The organism is Streptomyces sp. NBC_00988 (assembly GCF_045162645.1).
Classification (GTDB): domain Bacteria; phylum Actinomycetota; class Actinomycetes; order Streptomycetales; family Streptomycetaceae; genus Streptomyces.
Genome location: NZ_CP108730.1, coordinates 393,696 through 411,588 on the forward strand (window position 1 = coordinate 393,696; position 17,893 = coordinate 411,588).

The 17,893-nt window shown below is 68.6% G+C and carries 18 protein-coding genes and 3 pseudogenes; 11 read left to right on the forward strand and 10 right to left on the reverse strand.

The genetic code is table 11. From position 1 onward, the window contains the following. The first annotated feature begins 97 nt into the window (after nucleotides 1-97). Nucleotides 98-412, forward strand: coding sequence for a hypothetical protein (locus OG496_RS01780; protein WP_405969240.1), 315 nt, complete (start codon nucleotides 98-100; stop codon nucleotides 410-412). Nucleotides 413-769: 357 nt separating this feature from the next. Continuing rightward, complete coding sequence (gene pyrF / locus OG496_RS01785; protein ID WP_405969241.1) at nucleotides 770-1,618, forward strand: orotidine-5'-phosphate decarboxylase; 849 nt, start codon at nucleotides 770-772, stop codon at nucleotides 1,616-1,618. Nucleotides 1,619-1,760: 142 nt separating this feature from the next. Here the strand turns inward: pyrF and OG496_RS01790 are convergent, their stop codons facing one another. The 8 genes from OG496_RS01790 to OG496_RS01825 form a co-directional block, all read right to left on the reverse strand. After that, a complete protein-coding gene (locus OG496_RS01790) occupies nucleotides 1,761-2,183 on the reverse strand; it encodes an SDR family NAD(P)-dependent oxidoreductase (protein WP_405969242.1) in 423 nt (140 codons plus the stop codon). After that, nucleotides 2,180-2,371 (reverse strand): hypothetical protein, encoded by a 192-nt coding sequence (locus OG496_RS01795; protein WP_405969243.1) that lies wholly within the window; start codon nucleotides 2,369-2,371, stop codon nucleotides 2,180-2,182. The genes OG496_RS01790 and OG496_RS01795 overlap by 4 nt, the downstream gene beginning before the upstream one ends. 194 nt (nucleotides 2,372-2,565) lie before the next feature. Next, a complete protein-coding gene (locus OG496_RS01800) occupies nucleotides 2,566-3,144 on the reverse strand; it encodes a TetR/AcrR family transcriptional regulator (protein ID WP_405969244.1) in 579 nt (192 codons plus the stop codon). Further along, nucleotides 3,141-4,328, reverse strand: coding sequence for an MFS transporter (locus OG496_RS01805; RefSeq protein ID WP_405969245.1), 1,188 nt, complete (start codon nucleotides 4,326-4,328; stop codon nucleotides 3,141-3,143). Before OG496_RS01805 ends, OG496_RS01800 begins: the two co-directional genes overlap by 4 nt. A 426-nt stretch (nucleotides 4,329-4,754) precedes the next feature. After that, on the reverse strand, nucleotides 4,755-5,516 hold the full coding sequence (locus tag OG496_RS01810) for an SDR family NAD(P)-dependent oxidoreductase (RefSeq protein ID WP_405969246.1): 762 nt from the start codon (nucleotides 5,514-5,516) through the stop codon (nucleotides 4,755-4,757). Further along, nucleotides 5,513-6,271 (reverse strand): VOC family protein, encoded by a 759-nt coding sequence (locus tag OG496_RS01815; RefSeq protein ID WP_405969247.1) that lies wholly within the window; start codon nucleotides 6,269-6,271, stop codon nucleotides 5,513-5,515. The genes OG496_RS01810 and OG496_RS01815 overlap by 4 nt, the downstream gene beginning before the upstream one ends. A gap of 50 nt (nucleotides 6,272-6,321) precedes the next feature. Further along, nucleotides 6,322-7,077, reverse strand: coding sequence for an SDR family oxidoreductase (locus tag OG496_RS01820; RefSeq protein WP_405969248.1), 756 nt, complete (start codon nucleotides 7,075-7,077; stop codon nucleotides 6,322-6,324). A gap of 29 nt (nucleotides 7,078-7,106) precedes the next feature. Then, nucleotides 7,107-7,868, reverse strand: a complete 762-nt coding sequence (locus tag OG496_RS01825; protein WP_405969249.1) for an SDR family NAD(P)-dependent oxidoreductase — start codon at nucleotides 7,866-7,868, stop codon at nucleotides 7,107-7,109. Nucleotides 7,869-8,053: 185 nt separating this feature from the next. Between OG496_RS01825 and OG496_RS01830 the strand changes: the two genes are divergently transcribed. From OG496_RS01830 to OG496_RS01840, 3 genes are all read left to right on the forward strand, one after another. Further along, on the forward strand, nucleotides 8,054-8,905 hold the full coding sequence (locus OG496_RS01830) for a helix-turn-helix transcriptional regulator (protein WP_405969250.1): 852 nt from the start codon (nucleotides 8,054-8,056) through the stop codon (nucleotides 8,903-8,905). Nucleotides 8,906-9,160: 255 nt separating this feature from the next. Next, nucleotides 9,161-9,367 carry a GMC oxidoreductase gene (locus tag OG496_RS01835; RefSeq protein WP_405969251.1) on the forward strand — a complete coding sequence of 69 codons (207 nt, stop codon included), beginning with the start codon at nucleotides 9,161-9,163 and terminating at the stop codon, nucleotides 9,365-9,367. 46 nt (nucleotides 9,368-9,413) lie between these two features. After that, nucleotides 9,414-10,460, forward strand: coding sequence for a hypothetical protein (locus OG496_RS01840; RefSeq protein ID WP_405969252.1), 1,047 nt, complete (start codon nucleotides 9,414-9,416; stop codon nucleotides 10,458-10,460). 14 nt (nucleotides 10,461-10,474) lie between these two features. Here OG496_RS01840 and OG496_RS01845 read toward each other — a convergent pair whose 3' ends face one another. Next, on the reverse strand, nucleotides 10,475-12,166 hold the full coding sequence (locus OG496_RS01845) for an ISAzo13 family transposase (protein WP_405970580.1): 1,692 nt from the start codon (nucleotides 12,164-12,166) through the stop codon (nucleotides 10,475-10,477). Between the two features lie 111 nt (nucleotides 12,167-12,277). On the opposite strand from OG496_RS01845, the pseudogene OG496_RS01850 reads away from it, so the two are divergent. Continuing rightward, a pseudogene (locus OG496_RS01850) lies at nucleotides 12,278-12,598 on the forward strand (ISAzo13 family transposase); the annotation flags it as partial. Nucleotides 12,599-12,657: 59 nt separating this feature from the next. Continuing rightward, the gene (locus tag OG496_RS01855; protein ID WP_405969253.1) at nucleotides 12,658-13,791 is read left to right on the forward strand and encodes an enoyl-CoA hydratase/isomerase family protein; all 1,134 of its coding nucleotides are present in this window, start codon (nucleotides 12,658-12,660) and stop codon (nucleotides 13,789-13,791) included. A 104-nt stretch (nucleotides 13,792-13,895) separates the two neighbouring features. Here OG496_RS01855 and OG496_RS01860 read toward each other — a convergent pair. Beyond that, nucleotides 13,896-14,852: pseudogene (locus OG496_RS01860) on the reverse strand (helix-turn-helix domain-containing protein). 89 nt (nucleotides 14,853-14,941) lie between these two features. Here OG496_RS01860 and OG496_RS01865 point away from each other — a divergent pair. The 4 genes and pseudogenes from OG496_RS01865 to OG496_RS01880 form a co-directional block, all read left to right on the forward strand. Beyond that, nucleotides 14,942-15,337, forward strand: a complete 396-nt coding sequence (locus OG496_RS01865; RefSeq protein WP_405969254.1) for an MmcQ/YjbR family DNA-binding protein — start codon at nucleotides 14,942-14,944, stop codon at nucleotides 15,335-15,337. Beyond that, complete coding sequence (locus OG496_RS01870) at nucleotides 15,334-15,702, forward strand: MmcQ/YjbR family DNA-binding protein (RefSeq protein WP_405969255.1); 369 nt, start codon at nucleotides 15,334-15,336, stop codon at nucleotides 15,700-15,702. The genes OG496_RS01865 and OG496_RS01870 overlap by 4 nt, the downstream gene beginning before the upstream one ends. A gap of 103 nt (nucleotides 15,703-15,805) precedes the next feature. Continuing rightward, nucleotides 15,806-17,119, forward strand: a complete 1,314-nt coding sequence (locus OG496_RS01875; RefSeq protein WP_405969256.1) for a replication-associated recombination protein A — start codon at nucleotides 15,806-15,808, stop codon at nucleotides 17,117-17,119. Nucleotides 17,120-17,342: 223 nt separating this feature from the next. Further along, nucleotides 17,343-17,573: pseudogene (locus OG496_RS01880) on the forward strand (transposase); the annotation flags it as partial. Nucleotides 17,574-17,893: the final 320 nt, after the last annotated feature.

Consider the following 17,893-nt stretch of genomic DNA (forward strand, 5'->3'; position numbering starts at 1 on the left):
GGCGTATGCAGCGGCAGCGGACCTGAAGGGACAAGATCGCGAGACGGAAGTGCCGTGTCCCTCACCTGAGACAGTCGGGAAAGCCCAGGCCGTCACGGTGGAACAGGACATTCCGAATACTGGCCTACAGAACGACCGCGACCTGACGCCGCCGGGACGCCGGAACCTGCCGGCGGAACGCCGCGCCGTCCGACTGGCCGCCCGCCGCCTGACCGACAAAGCCCCCGCGCTGGTCGCGGGCTCGGCGGGAGCACTTCGAGCCGGGCTGGCCGCCCGCGCGGCGAGCCTGCGCCGGGCCACGCTCACCGCCTGGCACGCCGGGATTCCGCCTCAAGTCATAGCCGCGGACGCCCGGCTGTCGCCGGGCACGGTACGACGGTGGATCGCAGCGGAGAGCCATGGCCACTCCTGAGTCAACTCCGGTGGCTTCGTAGGTGACGGTGGACTCCCCTTGTAGGTCAGTTCTGACTCCACCCGGTGCCTGGGGGCCCTGATTTTGTAGGTGCGAAATAACTCCACCTGGCGGCCCCGCTGTGGCGGGCTGAGCCCGTGCCGGGTCGGGGTGATGAGAACTCCTGGAAACGACCAGGGCTACTCCTCGCCTCACTTGAGCCGGTTCTCAATGGAGTGGGTGGGGAAGAGCGGCGAGCAGCACGTTGAGGATGTCCCAGGGCCGCGTGGCCGCGTGGCAGTTGCTCCAGATCACTGTGTGGCACCATCGTGGGGTGCCGCAGGCGGCGTGGTGGCGCGGAGAGAAGGTGCCTTGCCGGTGCGAGACGTTGCGTTCACCCAGTTGCTGCGGGAGCAGTGGGACGGCGGGCGGCTTGTCTGCGTCGGCTTGGATCCTGAGATGGCGATGGTGCGTCAGGCCGTTGCTGAGGACGACGTCGAGCGGGCGCTGTTCAAGTTCAACGCCGCAGTTGTCGATGCCACCGCGGATCTCGTGTGCGCGTACAAGCCCAACATCGCTTTCTACGAGCGGTGGGGCGCGCCCGGCCTCAGCGCCCTGCGGCAGACCGTCGCCCACATCAACGCGGTGGCGCCCGATGTCGCGGTGATCGTGGACGCGAAGCGCGGTGACATCGCTTCCACCAACGTGGCCTACCGGGACGCGGTGTTCGGATACCTCGGCGCCGATGCGGTGACCGTGCAGCCCTACCTCGGGGTGGACGCGCTGCGGCCGTTCTTGGAAACGCGCACCAAGTGCGTCATCGTGTTGTGCCGCACCTCCAACCCGGGCTCCGGCGAGCTGCAGGACCTGCAGAGCGGACCGGAGGCCCTGTACCAGCGGGTGGCCCGGCTGGCCGCGTACGACTGGAACGAGTTCGGCAACTGCGGCGTGCTGGTCGGCGGCACCTACCCCGAGCAGATCGCAGACGTGCGGCAGATCGCCCCGCAGGTGCCCATCCTCGTCGCCGGCGTCGGACGCCAGGGCGGCCGAGTCCGGGATGTGATCCAAGCCGGCCTGCACGAGGCCGGTGGACTGATCATCAGTTCGTCCCGGGCCATCACCGAGGCGGAACCAGGCCCCCACTTCGCACGGGCGGCTCGCGCCGCGACGTGCGCACTGGCTGACGAGATCCGCGAGGCCGTAACCATGCTGGGCTCGAAACCCTAGTCACAGCTCCTCTGCTGTGGTGCCCCGATGCTGGCCGATAGCGATATGACCGGGGAATCAAGCAGAGCAACTCTGAATCGGAGCCACCCAGGGCTAGCTGATGCACTCAGTGGGTGTTTGACGTCGATTCACATCGACCTTTTCAGTATAATTTGCCGTATTCATCACCAGTGTGCAGGTTGAGATCGACGATGCGGTCGAACTCGGCGTCGGAGTAGTCGACCAGCCGCCTGCGGACGTTCGTCGCCGGGGTGAAGACGAGCACGTCGATCTCACCCAGCGCGTCGGGAGCCGCCCGCACGGCCTCGCGGTCGAGGAGATCCAATCGATAGGGCTCGCCGCCGATCGCGGTGGCGGTGCTGGTGGCTGCGGCGAGGTCGGCGCAGACCACCGCGGCGCCATGTGCGGCAAGGGCCCGGGCGCCGGCGGCACCGATGCCACTGCCCGCGCCGATCACCACAGCCCGCCGGCCGTCGAGGCGGAAGAGGCGCGCAGGCCCCTGCGACGACTGCGCGTGTCCGCTCACTGTGCGCGCGGCGGGCCGGTCCGTGTACTCCGTCGTCATGGCTCTTTCCTCCCTGACATGTCGAGCATCGTCCCCTCGATCATGCGCAGGTCCGGAAGGCCGAGGAAGGCCGTGCCCTCCTCGGTACGCCACACCTGGGAACAGGTGTCCAGGAACCTCTCAGGGCGGGCCCAGCCGCCGCAGCCGATCAGGACACCGCCCACGCCATCGCCACGTTCGTCGCCCACGCCGGTGACGGCACAGCCGTCACGGCGCTCACCTGGGCCGGACCGCACCTGCTGATCGCCGCGTACCGGAACGGCCGCGTCCGAGCCTGCGGCGTCCCCTCCAAAGCCGCCCTGTGAACCCTCGTACGGTGGCGATCGGCGCCGCCCGGCAGTTGGCAGGTACCCACGATCGCGGCGATCTCCCGGGCTTGAGGCTAGGCGGCGGCGATCAGCGTTTCGGCGGCGGCCCGTGTGGCGGCGATCAGCCTGCTGCGCCGGCTGCTGCTGACAACGACACCGGCGCCGTGGAACAGCGTGTGCAGCTGGACGGCGAGCATCTCGGGATCCCGCACGTCTGCCCGGGTAGCCAGTTCTGCGAACAGCTCATGGACCGCGGCACGGTAGGCGTCGGTGGCCCGCTGGACCTGCACGCCCGCGGCGGGCTCGGCGCTGGCCCGTGCGAACGCGCAGCCACGATACGCACGGCGCCGCAGCCAGCGCGCCTGTGTGTCGAACACCGCGAGGATGCCATCACGAGGATCCGAGAGCCGCCCGGCGGCGGTGCGCAGTTCGGCCAGATTCCGCTCGTGCCGGGCGCCCAGGTACGCGGCGACCAGCTCTTCCTTGCTGCCGAACAGGCGGTACAGCGATGCCTTGGCCACCCCGGCGTGCTCGATCACGCGGTCGATGCCGACGGTGTGCACACCCTCGCTGTAGAAGAGCTCGTCGGCGGAGGCAAGCAGGCGTTCGCGGGGCGAGCGCGCCGCCGCTTCGCCGGTGCTGTGAGTGGTCACGAGTTCGTCCCTTCGTTGTCGCCGGTCAGGCGGAGGACACCGGCCGCCGTCGCGGCGAGCAGCGCGAGGACGGCGGTGTAGCCGAGCGTCGTCGCGGTCAGGTTTCCGGTGCTCTGCAGCACGATGCCCGCCACGATGGCCGGTCCGCCGAACCCGAGGTAGGAGGCGATGTAGAGCAGCGACAACGTGCCCGCGCGCTCGGACTCGTCGACGGCGGGCAGCACCAGGTCCATAGCGCCGCGGAAGCCGAAGCCGAATCCGGCGCCCGCCACCACCGCACTCGCGAGCAGGAGCCACATCTGGCCCAACAGCAGCGAAAACGCGGTGATCATGACCGCCATCAGCAGGCCCGCGATGCCGTACGCCAGCGATCTGCGACCGGCCAGCCCGGCGGTGGAGAACGCGACCACCGGGGCCACCGCCCCGACGATCGCGATGGGCAGGGCGCCGAGTATGGGGGATGACGACCCGGTGAGCAGGGCGGCGAGGTGCGGGCCGAACGCCCCGAACAGGCCTGATACGGCCCATACGGAGAACAGCACGGGCACGGCGGCGCCCAGTAGTGCCAGTACTCGCCGCGGTACGTGCAGCCTGGGCCGTAGGGAACGCACCGCTCCCGGGGTGCGCGGTGCGGTCTCCGGCAATCGGGACACCGCGAAGATCTGCAGCACCAGCACGAGAGCGAACACCAGGTACACCAGGCGGGTCGGCAGAGGCGCGAAGGTGACCAGCACGGCCGAGCCCAGAGCCCCGACCGCCGACCCGATCGGAGGCGCTGCGGAGTTCGCGATCCGGCCGCGCTCGGCGTCGGTGTCGAGCAGCGCCGCCCCCACCGCCGCGAGACCCGCGCCCGTGGACAGCCCCTGAAGCACGCGCCCCACGAGCAGCTCGCCGACGCCCCCAGCGGTGGCGAACACGAGCATCGCCACCAGCTGCACGAGGAGTGCGGGCCAGATGACCGTCCGACGTCCGATGTGGTCGGAGACCCGGCCGAGCACCAGCAGGGCCAGCAGCAACGCGAGGGCGTACGCGCCGAACACCACCGATGTCGCCGCCGCCGACAGACCCCACAGCTGGGCATACACGCCGTAGAGCGGAGTCGGGGCGCTTGAGGTGGCGAGGAACATCGCGCTGATCGAGGTCAGCAGCGCGATGTGCACCGTCACGCCGGGACGTGTTGACACTGCCCAACCTGGTCGAGCGTCCGTTGTTGCCATGTCCGCACCCTATCAAAAAGAGACAGACCTGTCTCTTCGAAAGAGACAGGTCTGTCTCAAGGTCGGTTCGCCTGCGTAGAAGCGCGCTCGCCGCACCCCCTCCAGGTGTGCGGACACATCCGTACGAGGTCGTCACACTCGCCGACACCGCCGCTACCCGTGATGGAGCGTCACCGGCGCACCGTGGCGCACCCCGCTTCACGAAGCTCTTGCCCGGGCCCCCTCTCTCCCGGTCGTGAACGCCTCAAGGCCCCCAGCCATCAAGCCACCTCGGTCTCACTCGACGTTGGCCTCGGCCCGTTCCCGGGGCTGGTAGCGGGCTGCGTCCACGACGAGGACGCAGGGCCGCACGTAGGTACCGAGCTTATTGAGAAGTCCTCTCTTGCGCGGCGTTCAGAGTTGGGTCTGGCCGCCGTTGACCTCGTAGACGGAGCCGGTGACGAAGGCGGCTTCGTCCGAGAGCAGGAAGCTCACCACTCCGGCAACCTCGTGGACCTGGCCCACCCGGCCCATCGCCGTTTTCGAGGCGATGGAGGCGCGGACCTCCGCCGGGAGCGCTCGTGCCGATGGCACGTCGATCGGGCCGGGTGCGACGGCGTTGATACGGATGCCGTGCTTGGCGTATTCGACGGCTGCCGAGCGGGTGAGTCCGACGATGCCGTGTTTGGAGGCCGCGTACGCTGCCCGCCCGGCGTGGGCCATGACCCCTGCGGTGGAGGCCATGTTGAGGATGGCCCCACCGCCGGCTTCGAGCATGTGGGAGATCTCGGCCTTCATGCTGTGGAAGACGCCGGTGAGGTTGATGCCGATGACGTCGTTCCAGTCGTCGAGGGCGATGTCATGGACCTGGGCCAGGCCGGGCGTGATGCCGGCGTTGTTGAAGGCGAGGTCGAGGGCGCCGTAGGTCGTGACGGCGAAGGCGACGAGCCGCTCGGTGTCGTCGTAGGAGCGGACGTCCGCGGCGAACGGGGAGACGAGGTGTCCGGCGGTGCGGAGTTCCGCGGCGACGCGTTCGGCGGCCCCTGCGTCGCGGTCGGCGACGACGATGCGCGCTCCGTCCTCGGCGAGCCGTCTGGCGGCTGCTTCGCCGAGGCCGGATCCGGCGCCGGTGACGAGCCCGACCTTGCCGCTCTTGTCGAGAGTGCTGGTGGTCATGCGAGGACTTCCTCGACGGTGAGCTGGACGAGTGTGAAGATGGCGCCTGCGGGGTCGAGGAAGACCGTGATCGTGCCGATCTCGACCGGTGTAGGCGGCATGAGTTGGGTGCCGCCGTGTTCGGTGGCGGTCTTCGCGGCGGCGTCGATGTCGTCGACGGCGAAGTAGACGTCCCAGTAGGCGGGGGTCCCGGCAGGCATGGCCGGCGGCCGTGGCAGGAGCCCGGCGAAGGATCTGCCGTGCGACCGCCACTCGCGGCGGCCCAGGGAGCCACGGGCCTCGGTGAGTTCCCACCCGAAGGCGTCGAGGTAGAACGCCGCGGATGTGCCGACGTCGTCGGTGATCAGTTCGCCCCACGCGAGGGTTCCGTGCGCGGGCCGCTCGCGGCGCCGCGTGGCGGGCGCACGGAGCGCGGACCGTGTTCCGTTGCGGTCGGTCACGATCGTGGTCTCGGCGGAGTCGCCGACGGCAGAGGGCACTACCGTGCCGCCGGCTCCGGATACGGCGGCGAGTGCGGCGTCGAGGTTGTCGACGTCGAAGTGGGCGAGCCATCCAGGGACCCCGTCAGCGGCGGTGATCTCGGCAACCGGTGTGCCTCCGGTGGATGCGGTCAGCCGGCCGTCGGTCTCCGTGATGGACCAGCCCAGCACGGTCCGGTAGAAGGAAGCAACGGTGTGCGGGTCGGCCGAGGCGAGGCTTGCCCAACTGGGCCCGACGGCGGTCTGGGACGCCTCGTCGGTCGTGGTCGTCGTCATGGTCGTGCTCCGTTCGGTGTACTGCGGACCACGCGAGGCTTTCGGCGTGGTCACTGGAGTGCGCCCCCGCTGATCAGGAGGCTCTGCCCGCTGACCCAGGCCGCGAGGCCACAGGCGAGGTACTCGGCGGCGTCCGCGACGTCGTCGACGGTTCCCATCCGGCGGCCGATGCGTCCGGGCTGGGCGACGAACTGCCGGACGGGGTGGTCGGGGTCCGGCCCGGTGAACACGCCCGCGCCGTCGGTCGCCGTAGGGAGGATCGTGTTGACGGTGATCCGGCGGTCGGCGAGCTCCTGCGCCAGGACTTGTACGGCGTAGCGCGGTGCCGTCTTGCTCGACCCGTACAACCCTTCGCCGCGAACCGGCACGGCCGTCGTGCTCGAACCGACGTAGATGATCCGGCCGCCGTCCACGACGTGTCGCGCTGCCGTCTGGAGGGTGAAGAAGGTGCCCTTGGTGTTGAGGGCGAAGAGACGGTCGAACTGCTCCTCGGTGATGTCGAGGAAACCGATGCCGATCAGCTCGACACCCGCGTTGGCGACGGCGATGTCGATCTGTCCGAAGCGTTCGGTGGCTGCGGTGAAGAGTCGCTGGATGTCGGGTACGACAGACATGTCGGCGCGTACGGCGATCGCCTGCGCGCCGAGACGTTCGATCTCCGCGACCGTGGCGTCGGCTTCGTTCGCGCTGGAGGCGTAGTTGACGACGATGTTCGCGCCGAGGCGGGCGTAGCGCAGGGCGATCGCCTTGCCGATGCCTCGGGCGGAGCCCGTGATCACGGCCGTCTTCCCGGTCAGGTCGCGCATCGGAGTCGTTGCCTCTGCTGTTGCGCCGTTCACAGGCTCTGTCCGCCGGAGATCTCGATGCGCTGCGCCGTGATCCACCGGTTCGCGTCCGAGAGAAGTGCCGTGACCGCGCCGGCGATGTCGTCGGGTTCGCCCACGCGTCCGAGCGCCACCTGCGAAGTGAGGTAGTTCCGAACCTGCTCGTTGTGCATCATGCCGCCGCCGAAGTCGGTCGCGGTCGCCCCGGGGGCGACGGTGTTCACGCGGATACCGCGGCTGCCGAGTTCCTTGGCCTGGTAGCGGGTGAGGACCTCGACCGCGCCCTTCACCGCGCCGTAGGCGGAGTGCCCAGGGACAGCGAAGCGGGTCAGACCGCTGGATACGTTCACGATGGCGCCGCCGTCGGCAAGCACCGGCAGCAGGGTCTGTGTCAGGAAGAAGACACCCTTGAGGTGCACGTTGACCAGGTCGTCGAAGTCCTTCTCGGTCGTCTCGGCGAACGGGGCGGTCAGGTCGGTGCCGGCGTTGTTGACGAGGAAGTCGAACGTCGTCCTGTCCCAGCGGGCCTGGAGCTCGGCGCCGAGCTGTTCGGCGAACTCCGTGAAGGTGTTCACGACGCTGGTGTCGAGCCGCAGCGCGACGGAGGAACGTCCCAGGTCGGTGATGGCGGACACGACTTCCTCTGCCTCGGCCCGGTTGCTTCGGTAGGTGGCGACGACGTCGACGCCTGCCCTGGCGAGGTGCAGCGCATAGGCGCGTCCGAGACCTCGGTTGGCTCCGGTGATGACGGCGATCTTCTGGGGGACGCTCACGATGACTCCTTGGTCGCTCAGCAAAGGGTTCGCGGTGATGTGTCGAACCCCGATGACCAGTTGACGCGCGATCCGAGAAGCCATCCAGTGCCCGCTTGTCCACTGTCCGGCGATCCCAGGCTGGAGGCTCAGCCTGGGACTGGCAGACAGTGGATAGCCGTATGCGGGTGAGGCACAGTGTCGGTATGGATCAGAGCGGCCTGGCGACCTTTCTCCGTCGGCGTCGAGAGGCGCTGCAACCCGACGACGTCGGCTTTCCTCCGGGACAGCGCCGACGGACTCCCGGGCTGCGACGCGAAGAAGTGGCCGCGCTGTGCGGCATGTCGACCGACTACTACAGCCGTCTCGAACGCGGCCGCGGACCACAGCCCTCGGAGCAGATGATCACCGCTATCGCTCGCGGATTCCGGCTCACTCTCGACGAACGCGACCACCTCTTCGTCCTCGCCGGGCACAACGCACCGGCCCGCGCCACACGCGACGATCACGTCAACGTCGGGATGATGCGCATCATCGACCGCCTCGGTGACACCCCCGCCCAGGTCGTCACCGGCACCGGCGAGACCATCGTCCAGACCCCGATGGCAGTGACCCTGCTCGGCGACGAGACCCGTTTCACCGGGCTCGCGCGAAGTCTCATCTACCGCTGGTTCACCGACCCGAACGAACGTACGATCTATGTGCCGGACGATCATCCGACGCACAGCCGCGTCTACGTCGCCCATCTCCGCGCGGTCGCCTCCCGCGAGGGCCGCGGCTCACACGCCGCCGCGCTCGCCGACCGTCTGTGCGCGGAGAGCTCCGAGTTCGCGGAACTGTGGACCCAGCACGAAGTCGGTGTCTCCCACACCGCCCGCAAGAGGATCCTGCACCCGCAGGTCGGAATGATCTCCCTGCACTGCCAGACGCTCGTCGACCCCGACCAGGGGCAATTGCTGCTGGTGTTCACGGCGATCCCGGGTACGGAAGACCACGACAAGCTACGGTTGCTCTCCGTCATCGGAAGCCAGCGGATCGACGTGCCTACCAGCGGATGAGCGACACTTCGAGCGTTCCGGACGAGGCGCGCCGATACATGGGACTCGGCCTGCTGGCCAGGTCCCGCCTTCACCCGACGAGGTCGCCCAGTGGCCGTCAAAACACCACTCCCAGGGACGTGACCTGTCGACCCGTCACTGTCCTGCGTCGTTCCGGTGATTCCTGGCGGGATCACCAGGGCAGTTCCGCGTCCGCGTCCGGGGCGCCGTCGCCCCAGAACCGCCCGCTCGGACCGTCGGCCGGCAGTGTAGCCAGTGCGACGCTCACCAAGTGGGACCGCGCGCATGGGCACAGACCCGGCGGACTCCGTGACCGACCCCTTCGGGCGGGTGCACGAGCATCCCGGCCTCTGGGTCACCGACGCGTCCCTGCACGTTACCAACGGCGGCGTGAACCCGGTACTGACCATCCTCGCGCTGGCCTACCGCTGCGCCGAGGAACTGGCGCTGGCCTGCTCGTAGGAAGTGTGTCGGAACGGCGCAGCCGGAAACGAAGGAGGACACGACCTTGCACGAGCAGACCCAGTTCGACTCCGACGAGACCGAGCCGATGATGCGGCATGCCCGCACACTCCGTCCAGGCCAGCGTGCGGAGCTGCATGTCCTGGATGTCGAAAGCGGTCACTCCCAGCTGGCACTGTGCTCCGAGGATCAGCTGTTCGAGGCCCCTAACTGGCACCCGGACGGACGCTGGATCGTCGTCAACGCCGACGGCGCCCTGTACCGGGTGGACAGCCGCGACCCCTTGACCCTCGAACCGATCCACGCCGCCGGGCTGCCCGAGGCGAACAACGATCACCTCGTGTCGCCGGACGGCCGTTGGCACTACGCATCGGCCAACGACGGCCACCTGTACCGGGTGCCGTGGGAGGGAGGACGCGCCGAGCGCATCACCGTGATCAAAGCCCCGGAGCGGAGATTCCGTCACTTTCTGCACGGCGTAACCCCAGATGGCAGCACCCTGCTCTATGTCGGCACGGAGGTCCTCGACGGAGACGACTGGGGTAGACGCGCACTGTGGTCTCTCAACCTCGTCAGCGGAGAGGAGCACCTCATCAGTGACGGGTACTCACCTGCCGACGGACCGGAATTCTCCCCCGACGGCGCGAGCGTCTTCTTCAACTCGGAGGTCGCCTCAAGCGAACCAGGCCACGCCCAGCTGTTTCGGCACGACCTCGCAGAGGGCGCCGCGCACCAACTCACCTTCGACGAGCGCGGGAACTGGTTCCCGCACCCCTCGCCCGACGGCCGCCGACTGGTCTACCTCAGCTACCCGCCGGGGACCGTCGGTCACCCCGCCGACCTGCCCGTCGTCCTGCGCCTGATCGACCTTCCGGAAGGTCCACCACGTGACCTGACCGCACCATCGCGGTGCGCTACTTCGACAACGCCGAGGTCACGTCCGCTGGAGTGGCTGATCTGCCTGCCTCCCGCGGCCAGTGACAGACGATCAACCTCGATGATCACGCCCCGCGAGCAGTCCACTCACCGCAGGCCGGCACCAGGGAACCCACTCCCACCTGCAGGTTCAGGATGGAAACTCCTCACTGGCTAAGGGCCCGTAAAGAATCAACACGTTGCTGCGGTCTCTCTCGTGAGGGTCACGCCGTGTGCGGTGGCGTGGACGAGGAGTCCTGCCACGGTGTTGAGGTGTGCTGCTGGGGGCCGGGGTGTGTGTGCGTGCTGGTCCATCAACCGCCGGATCTCGCTGGTGGTGTGGCGGATGGTGTCCTTGCTGACGGCGAAGAGGTGGGCCAGCACGGTAGGCGGCAGGGCGAGGTTTTGTTGCAACACGGTGACCAGGACCCGGTCGGCCAGGTCGAGTTTGGCTTTGCGGCCGCCGCCCGGAGCCCGGCGTCGCTCGCCGCCGTCGCGTCGGGCGGCGGGGTCCTGTTTCTGCAGCGTCCGCCAGTCGATGGTCAGGGTCTCGGTCAGCTCGGTCAGTGCGGTGCAGGTCATACCGGTCAGCGCGGGATGTGACAGAGCTCCGCGGTCGAAGACCGCCGTCGGCCCGGGCGTTGGTCCGGTGGGGCCTGCCGGGCTGGCGGGGTGGGGGTGCACGGTGTAGTTCCAGCTGCCCTGAAAGGCATGTCCGGTGACCGGCACTGCGTTCAGCTCCGCATCGCTGACCTTCATACCGGTGGGATAGGCGCCGGTGTCGAGTTCGGCGTGGACGGTGAGACCGGTGCGGGTGGTGGTCGCGGCGATGGACTGCACGACGACCTCGTGGCTGTTCAGCGGTCTGCCGCGCCAGTTCATGGTGATCGCGGAGAACAGCCGGTGTTCCACCTTGTTCCACTTTGATGTGCCCGGCGGCATGTGGCAGACCGTGATGGTCAGGCCGGTCCGGGCGGCGAACGCAGCCAACTCGGTCTTGAAGGCCCGGGTGCGGTAGCCGTTGGAGCCGCCGGCATCGGCAGTGATCAGCAGCCGGCCGGCCTGCGGGTAGTCGAGGCGTCCTTGCCCGTTCCACCAACGGTTGATCGATTCGACGGCGAAGGCTGCGGTGTCGTGATCCGTACCGACGTTCACCCAGCCGGTGTTCGCCGCCAGGTCGTAGATGCCGTAGGGCAGGGCCTTGCCCAATGCATCACCGGGGAAGTCATGGACGTCAACCCGCACGGGTTCACCGGCCGGCCTCCATTGGCGTCCTGTATTCTTGAACTCCCCGACGACTTCCTTCTTTTTCGTGTCCACACTGACCACCGGCTCGCCGTCTGCCTGATGGTCTTTGGCCTGGTCGTTGATGTACCGGAACTGCGCGTCCCGGTCGGGGTGTTGAGCGCCCTCAAGGGTCTTGGCATTGGCCTGCAGACTGAAACCGTTCTCCCGCAGCAGCCTGCCCACGGTCGGCGCCGAGGCGGCATGGCCCTGCCCTGTCAGCTCCCCGGCCAGAGACCGCAGCGACCTGGTCGTCCACCGCAGCGGCGACATCGGATCGCCCCGCTCATCCGGCTCGACCAGCGCCAGCAGAGCTGGAACGAGTAGCGGGTCAAGCTCCTCGGCGCTCTTGCGACCGCCGCCGGCCCGGCGCACCCGGCCATCGGGCAATGGGTCCTCACCGCCCTCCAGCTCGAAGACCCCCTTGCGCACCGTCGTCTCGCTCACCCCTGCGGCGTGGGCGACGGCCCGGACCCCGCCGTGGCCCAGCAGCCGGGCCTCGGCGGCCAGCGCCAACCGCTGCTGCCGTTCATTCAGATGAGGTAACAACACCCCAAGTTTCAGGGCAAGTTGGTCACGAACCTCGTTCGGTATGGGCATACCACACCAACGACAGGCAGACCGGGAAGCAACGTGTTGATTCTTTACGGGCCCTAAGGGCGTGCAGATCTTTAACTCGTGGCTTTCTGCTCGGTGATTCGTTGGTCCGGCATGAGCGGGTTGGAAGAGCAACGGGCCGTGCTGGCAGCCAAGTTCGAGGCGATTCTGCCGCACCTCGACGAGCGTCAGCGTCGCCTGCTGATAGGTGCGGAGGCCCAGTCTCTCGGCCGCGGCGGGATCAGAGCGGTCGCCCGCACCGCCGGTGTCCGTGAGGCCAGGGTGTCCGCCGGAATCCGTGAACTCGCCTCCGGAGAAGCCCCGCTGGGACGCATCCGACGGCCCGGCGCCGGCCGCAAACGCGTCGCCGACCTGAACCCGGCCGTCCGCACAGCGCTACTCACGCTGGTCGAGCCCGACGTCCGCGGGGATCCCATGCGTGAGGAGGGCTTCAGCCCGTAGAGCAACGCAAAGACCCTGCCGGTCAGCGGAAGGTGACCTTCGAGAACGGCCCGATCAACCTCATCGATCTGGACACCGTCGAGCAGCTCGGCGATCTGGTGACCCGTATGGAGCAGGACCCCGATCTGACCGTCGTGGTGTTCCAGAGTGCCAACCCCGACTTCTTCATGGCGCACTTCGACCTCCGGTCCGACATGCAGCGCTTTTACACCACGGCGCCTGGTCCTACCGGACTCCTCCCCTACCCGGACAGCCTTCTGCGCCTCAGTAAGGTCCCGGCTGTCACGATCTCGGCCATCAAGGGCCGTGCCCGAGGAGCGGGAAGTGAGTTCGTCCTGAACACGGACATCCGCTTCGCCGGCAGCAATGCCATTCTGGGGCAGCCCGAGGTGGGCTTCGGCGCCGTACCCGGCGGCAACCCGATGGGGCGACTGGCCGAGCTGGTGGGCCGGGGCCGGGCGATGGAGATCGTGGTGGGAGGAGACGACTTCCCGGCCCAGCTCGCCGCCGAATACGGCTACGTCAACCGCGTTCTTCCCGAGGATGAGCTGGACGGCTTCGTCGACACCTTTGCCCGCCGCATCGCCGGCTTCGACAAGGCTGCGGTCTCCGGCACGAAGGAGTTCGTCGACGCGGCCACCGCAATCCCGGCGGGGGACTTCGCAGCCGCTCTGGCCGCCATCAGGCGCACGGGGGGCGTCCGGAGAACGCGGATCACGTGCGCAGCCTCTTCGAACGCGGCTTGCAGCAGCCTCAGGGAATCGAACTCGATCTCGGCAAGCACGTCGCCGAAAGGCTGTGAGCCGCTCGGGCGTTTGTGCCGTCCCCTGCTCCATGTGGGCATGCGTGGACGGACGCCCGCGAAGCACAAGGCAGCGCGGACTCCGGTGCCGCGTCCGAACGGCCGCCGCTGCCTGGCCATGCTCATCCGCAAGTCATCGATAGCGGTGCACTGGGTGTCGAGATCACCTCTCCGACACCCAGCGCTGCCTTTGACGTGTCGGGCGATCCACGCCTGCTTGTGCTTCAAATTTAAAGCATCATGCCACTCGGGTATCACGCCCACCGCAGGGCGCACGCCGCGGCATGCACCTCGGCCCAGACGACAAGGCCCTCTCCCATGTTCTCGATCCATCCCCGACACTCCCCGGTCCGCTTCGGCGTGATCGGAGTGTCGGCAGCGTCGCTCGTCGCCGCCATCACCGGGGGTGCATCCGCTGCCACCGGCGGTGGCCCGGGCTTCACCCGCCACACGATCACCCAGAACGTCTCACTCACCGGCAGCGGACCGGCCGACCAGACACTGAGCGCCGTGCAGTACGAACCAGGCCGGGGTGAGGCCGGTGCGGTCGCGGAAGAAGCGGCCGAAGTTCGCGGGGTCGGTGAAGCCGAGATGGACGGCCACCGTACGGGCATCCCACCGGGCAGCTCCCAGCAGGCGCCGGGCTTCCAGGATGCGCCGCTCGTCGATGAGTTCACGCACCCCCTTGCCAGTGGCGTCCCGGGCGGCGCGGCTGAGTGTGCGGACCGAGCAGCCGAGCAGCTCGGCGTAGTCCGCGGCGTGGTGCAGCTCGCGAAAGTGCAGCTCCAGGGCGTCCAGGAAGCGCCCGTACCTGTCGGCACGGCCCCTGCCGGCCGCGGCCGTGCCATCGAGGGCGATGTCCGGGGAGTTGGCCAGACGCAACAGCAGCGATTCGAGCAGGCTGCGCCGCAGAGCGTGGTGGACGTCGAGGGGGCGGCGCCCCAGTGCGTGGTGTTCGTCCAGAAGCTGGAGTGCCGTCTGCTGGAGCCAGGCGGTGTCGTCGGGGTGCGGGCTGAGCACGGCGGGGGCCTCGTGCGCGGTGAGCGGGGCCAGGAGATGGGCGAGGTCGGGCCGCAGGACGTCCGGTTCGAACAGGATGAACGGGCCGCGGGCCGCGCCGGGCGGATGCCAGCACTGCGCGTGCCCGGGACGCACCCACAGCCACTGGCTGGGGGCGACGGTCCGCGTGACGTAGTCGACGTCGTGCCGCAACTCACCCTCGGTGACCAGGATCAGGTAGTGGAAGGTGGCACGGCCCGGACGGGGAGGATTTCACGGCCAGTCGTCGTGCTGGGCGAAGAAATCCTCGACGGTACTCACCTCAAGGCCGTAGGGAGTACCGACCGGGGGCTGGAAACCGTACAGCGGAACCGCAGTCGGTCCGGCCTGCCTGCTTGGCCCGGAGTGTCGCTTGTCGACCATCACGTGTCCGCAGCCTACCGCCCTCCTTGTCGGGTTCGAGGGAAGGATGGGACGTGCCGCCGCGACCACCCTCTTGAGGAAGGCACCGCCCCATGAACGGAACGGACCTGCACAAGACCGCCGTCGACTGCGCCGAAGGACTTCCCGGAGCAGCGCTGGAGCATCCCTTCGGCCCCGACTGGGAGGTCTTCAAGGTGCGCGGCAAGGTGTTCATGCTGATGACCGAGGTCCCGGGGCGTCCCGTCGTGATCCTCAAGGCGGACCCCGGTGAGGCCCACGCCCTGCGGGAGCAGTACAGCCACATCACCCCCGGTTACCACATGAACAAGAAGCACTGGATCACCCTGGAGGGCGGGGAGGGTGTCGACGAGGAGCTCGTCAGGGAGCTAGTCACCGACTCTTACCGGCTCGTGGTCGCCCTTCTGCCCAGGGCCGAGCGGCCCGTCGACCCGCACACCTACGGCAGCGGAAGGCGGGCGGCCAGGTGAGCGCGGTCGGTGACCGGGTCCAGGACACCGCCCGCCGGGCGGCCCTGGCCCTTCCCGACGTCAGCCACGGCTACCCCTTCACTCCCAGGCTCGACGTGTACAAGGTCGCGGGCAAGGTGTTCCTGATCGTCACCGACGACCCGGACGATCAGATCATCACGGTCAAGTGCGAACCCGAACACGCCCGCGCGCAAGAACGCGGCTACGCCTCGATCGCCCCGGGCCACTACCTCGACAAACGGCACTGGATCTCCCTCGGTCCTGGTCCCGGCATCACCGAGCGACTGGTCACCGACGCGGTCGAGAACTCCTACGACCTGGTCACCAAGCGGCTGCCGCGACGCGACCGCCCCGGTGCCCGATGAGCGCCGCGAGCTTCCCCGCGAGCGGCTGAGCCCCCGCCTGTCAGTGTCCCGTGCAAGGCTCGTCACATCCGCAGACGCCCGCCTCCCACCACCCGAGAGACCGATGGAACCGACCGAAGCGACCCTGCCGCTCTTCGGCGAGGAGCCCTCCCGGCCCCTCGCCGACCGCCTGCGCCCCACCCGGCTGGAAGATGTCGTCGGGCAGAACCACCTCCTTGCCCGGGACGCCCCGCTGGGCCGCATGGTCGCCCAGCAGCGCCTCGGCTCCGCCATCCTGTGGGGTCCGCCCGGCGTCGGGAAGACCACCATCGCCCGGCTCCTCGCGGACGCCGGCAACCTGGCCTTCGAGCCGGTGTCGGCCACCTTCTCCGGCGTGGCCGATCTGCGCAAGGTCTTCGCCACCGCACGAAGCCGACGCGGCATCGGCCAGGGCACCCTGCTGTTCGTCGACGAGATCCACCGCTTCAACCGCGCCCAGCAGGACAGCTTCCTGCCCTACGTCGAGGACGGCACGGTCACCCTGATCGGCGCCACCACGGAGAACCCGAGCTTCGAACTCAACGGCGCCCTCCTCTCCCGCACCCAGGTCCTCGTCCTCAAACGCCTCGACGAAGCCGCACTGTCCACGCTCCTCGCCCGCGCCGAGCAGCTCACCGGTCACCATCTGCCCCTGGACGACGACGCCCGCCGCGCACTGATCGCCATGGCCGACGGCGACGGCCGCTACCTCCTCAACATGGCCGAACAGCTCCAAGCCCTCCCGGACACCGAAACCACCCTGGACACCGCCGGACTCGCCCATCACATCCAGCAGCGCGCCCCGCTGTACGACAAGGCGCAGGAGGGCCACTACAACCTGATCTCCGCACTGCACAAGTCGATGCGCGGCTCCGACCCGGACGCGGCCCTGTACTGGCTCGCCCGCATGCTCGACGGCGGCGAAGACCCCCTGTTCGTAGCCCGCCGCCTGGCCCGCTTCGCGAACGAGGACATCGGCATGGCCGACCCGCACGCCATCCAGCAGGCCCTCGCCGCCTGGGACGTGTACGAGCGACTCGGCTCCCCCGAGGGCGAGTTGGCGATCGCCCAGGCCGTCGTCTACCTCGCCACCGCCCCCAAGTCGATCGCCGTCTACCGCGGCTTCAACGCCGCACACCGATCAGCCCGGCACACCGGCTCACTCATGCCACCCGCCCACATCCTCAACGCCCCGACCCGGCTGATGAAAGACCTCGGCTACGGCAAGGAGTACCAGTACGACCCGGACACAGCCGACGGCTTCTCCGGTGACGACTACTTCCCCGACGACATGGACCGCGAGACGTACTACCAGCCCACCCGCAACGGCTACGAAGCCCAGATCACCGAGCGCCTGCGCCACTGGGCCGCTCTGCGTGCCCGCCGGCAATGCGGCTGACCGGCCGACGCCCGCGACATCCTTTCCTAAGGAGAGAACAGATGGCGGGCCGGACAGCAGCAGACTTTTCTGTGCCTTGACCACCCGGCCCCCCGTTGGACCCGGAGCTCGCGCCCGTCGAGGAGGCGCTGGGTGCTGTTTTCCGACCCTCTCGGAAGAGACCCCTGCCAGACCGGCGACAGCTGGCCGACGGGTTCTCCGGGCGGGAACCGGACCCCAGGGCTGGCTGGAGATCGTCCAGCTCGCCCTGGACCTGCTCGCCTGTATGCCGATGCTCGCCCTGACCGGTAAGCCCTCCCTGTGGGAACCCCACCGGCTCCGCCTGCGGCTGTTCGCCACCGCCGCCCAGCTGATCACCACCGACCGTCGCCGCATCCTCCGCCTAGCCCACCACTGGCCATGGAGCACTGTGACCACCGAGGCCCTGGCCCGGCTCGAGGCTCTACCTAACCCGGCTGACCAGCACGTTCCCTTCCCTGCGAACAGCACCCCCCGCCGGAGCCATGGAACCCGGCGCCCACCCGACGCGGCAGCCGGACCCTCACGCTGCCCACCATCAACCCAACACGCAGAAACGGCCCGTCAGTTGCACTGACGAGCCGTCATGAAATGCCCAGGCCAGCAGTCACCTCTCGCTTATGATCACAGTTCTTTGCAGTCGGTGCCACGGTGTTCCAGCCGTGGCACCAACACCTGATCAGTCAGCCACAGCCACTTGCGAGCACCTTGCCCACGGTGTTGCTCTGCACCGCGCAGTGCGCACTCGCCGTCTTA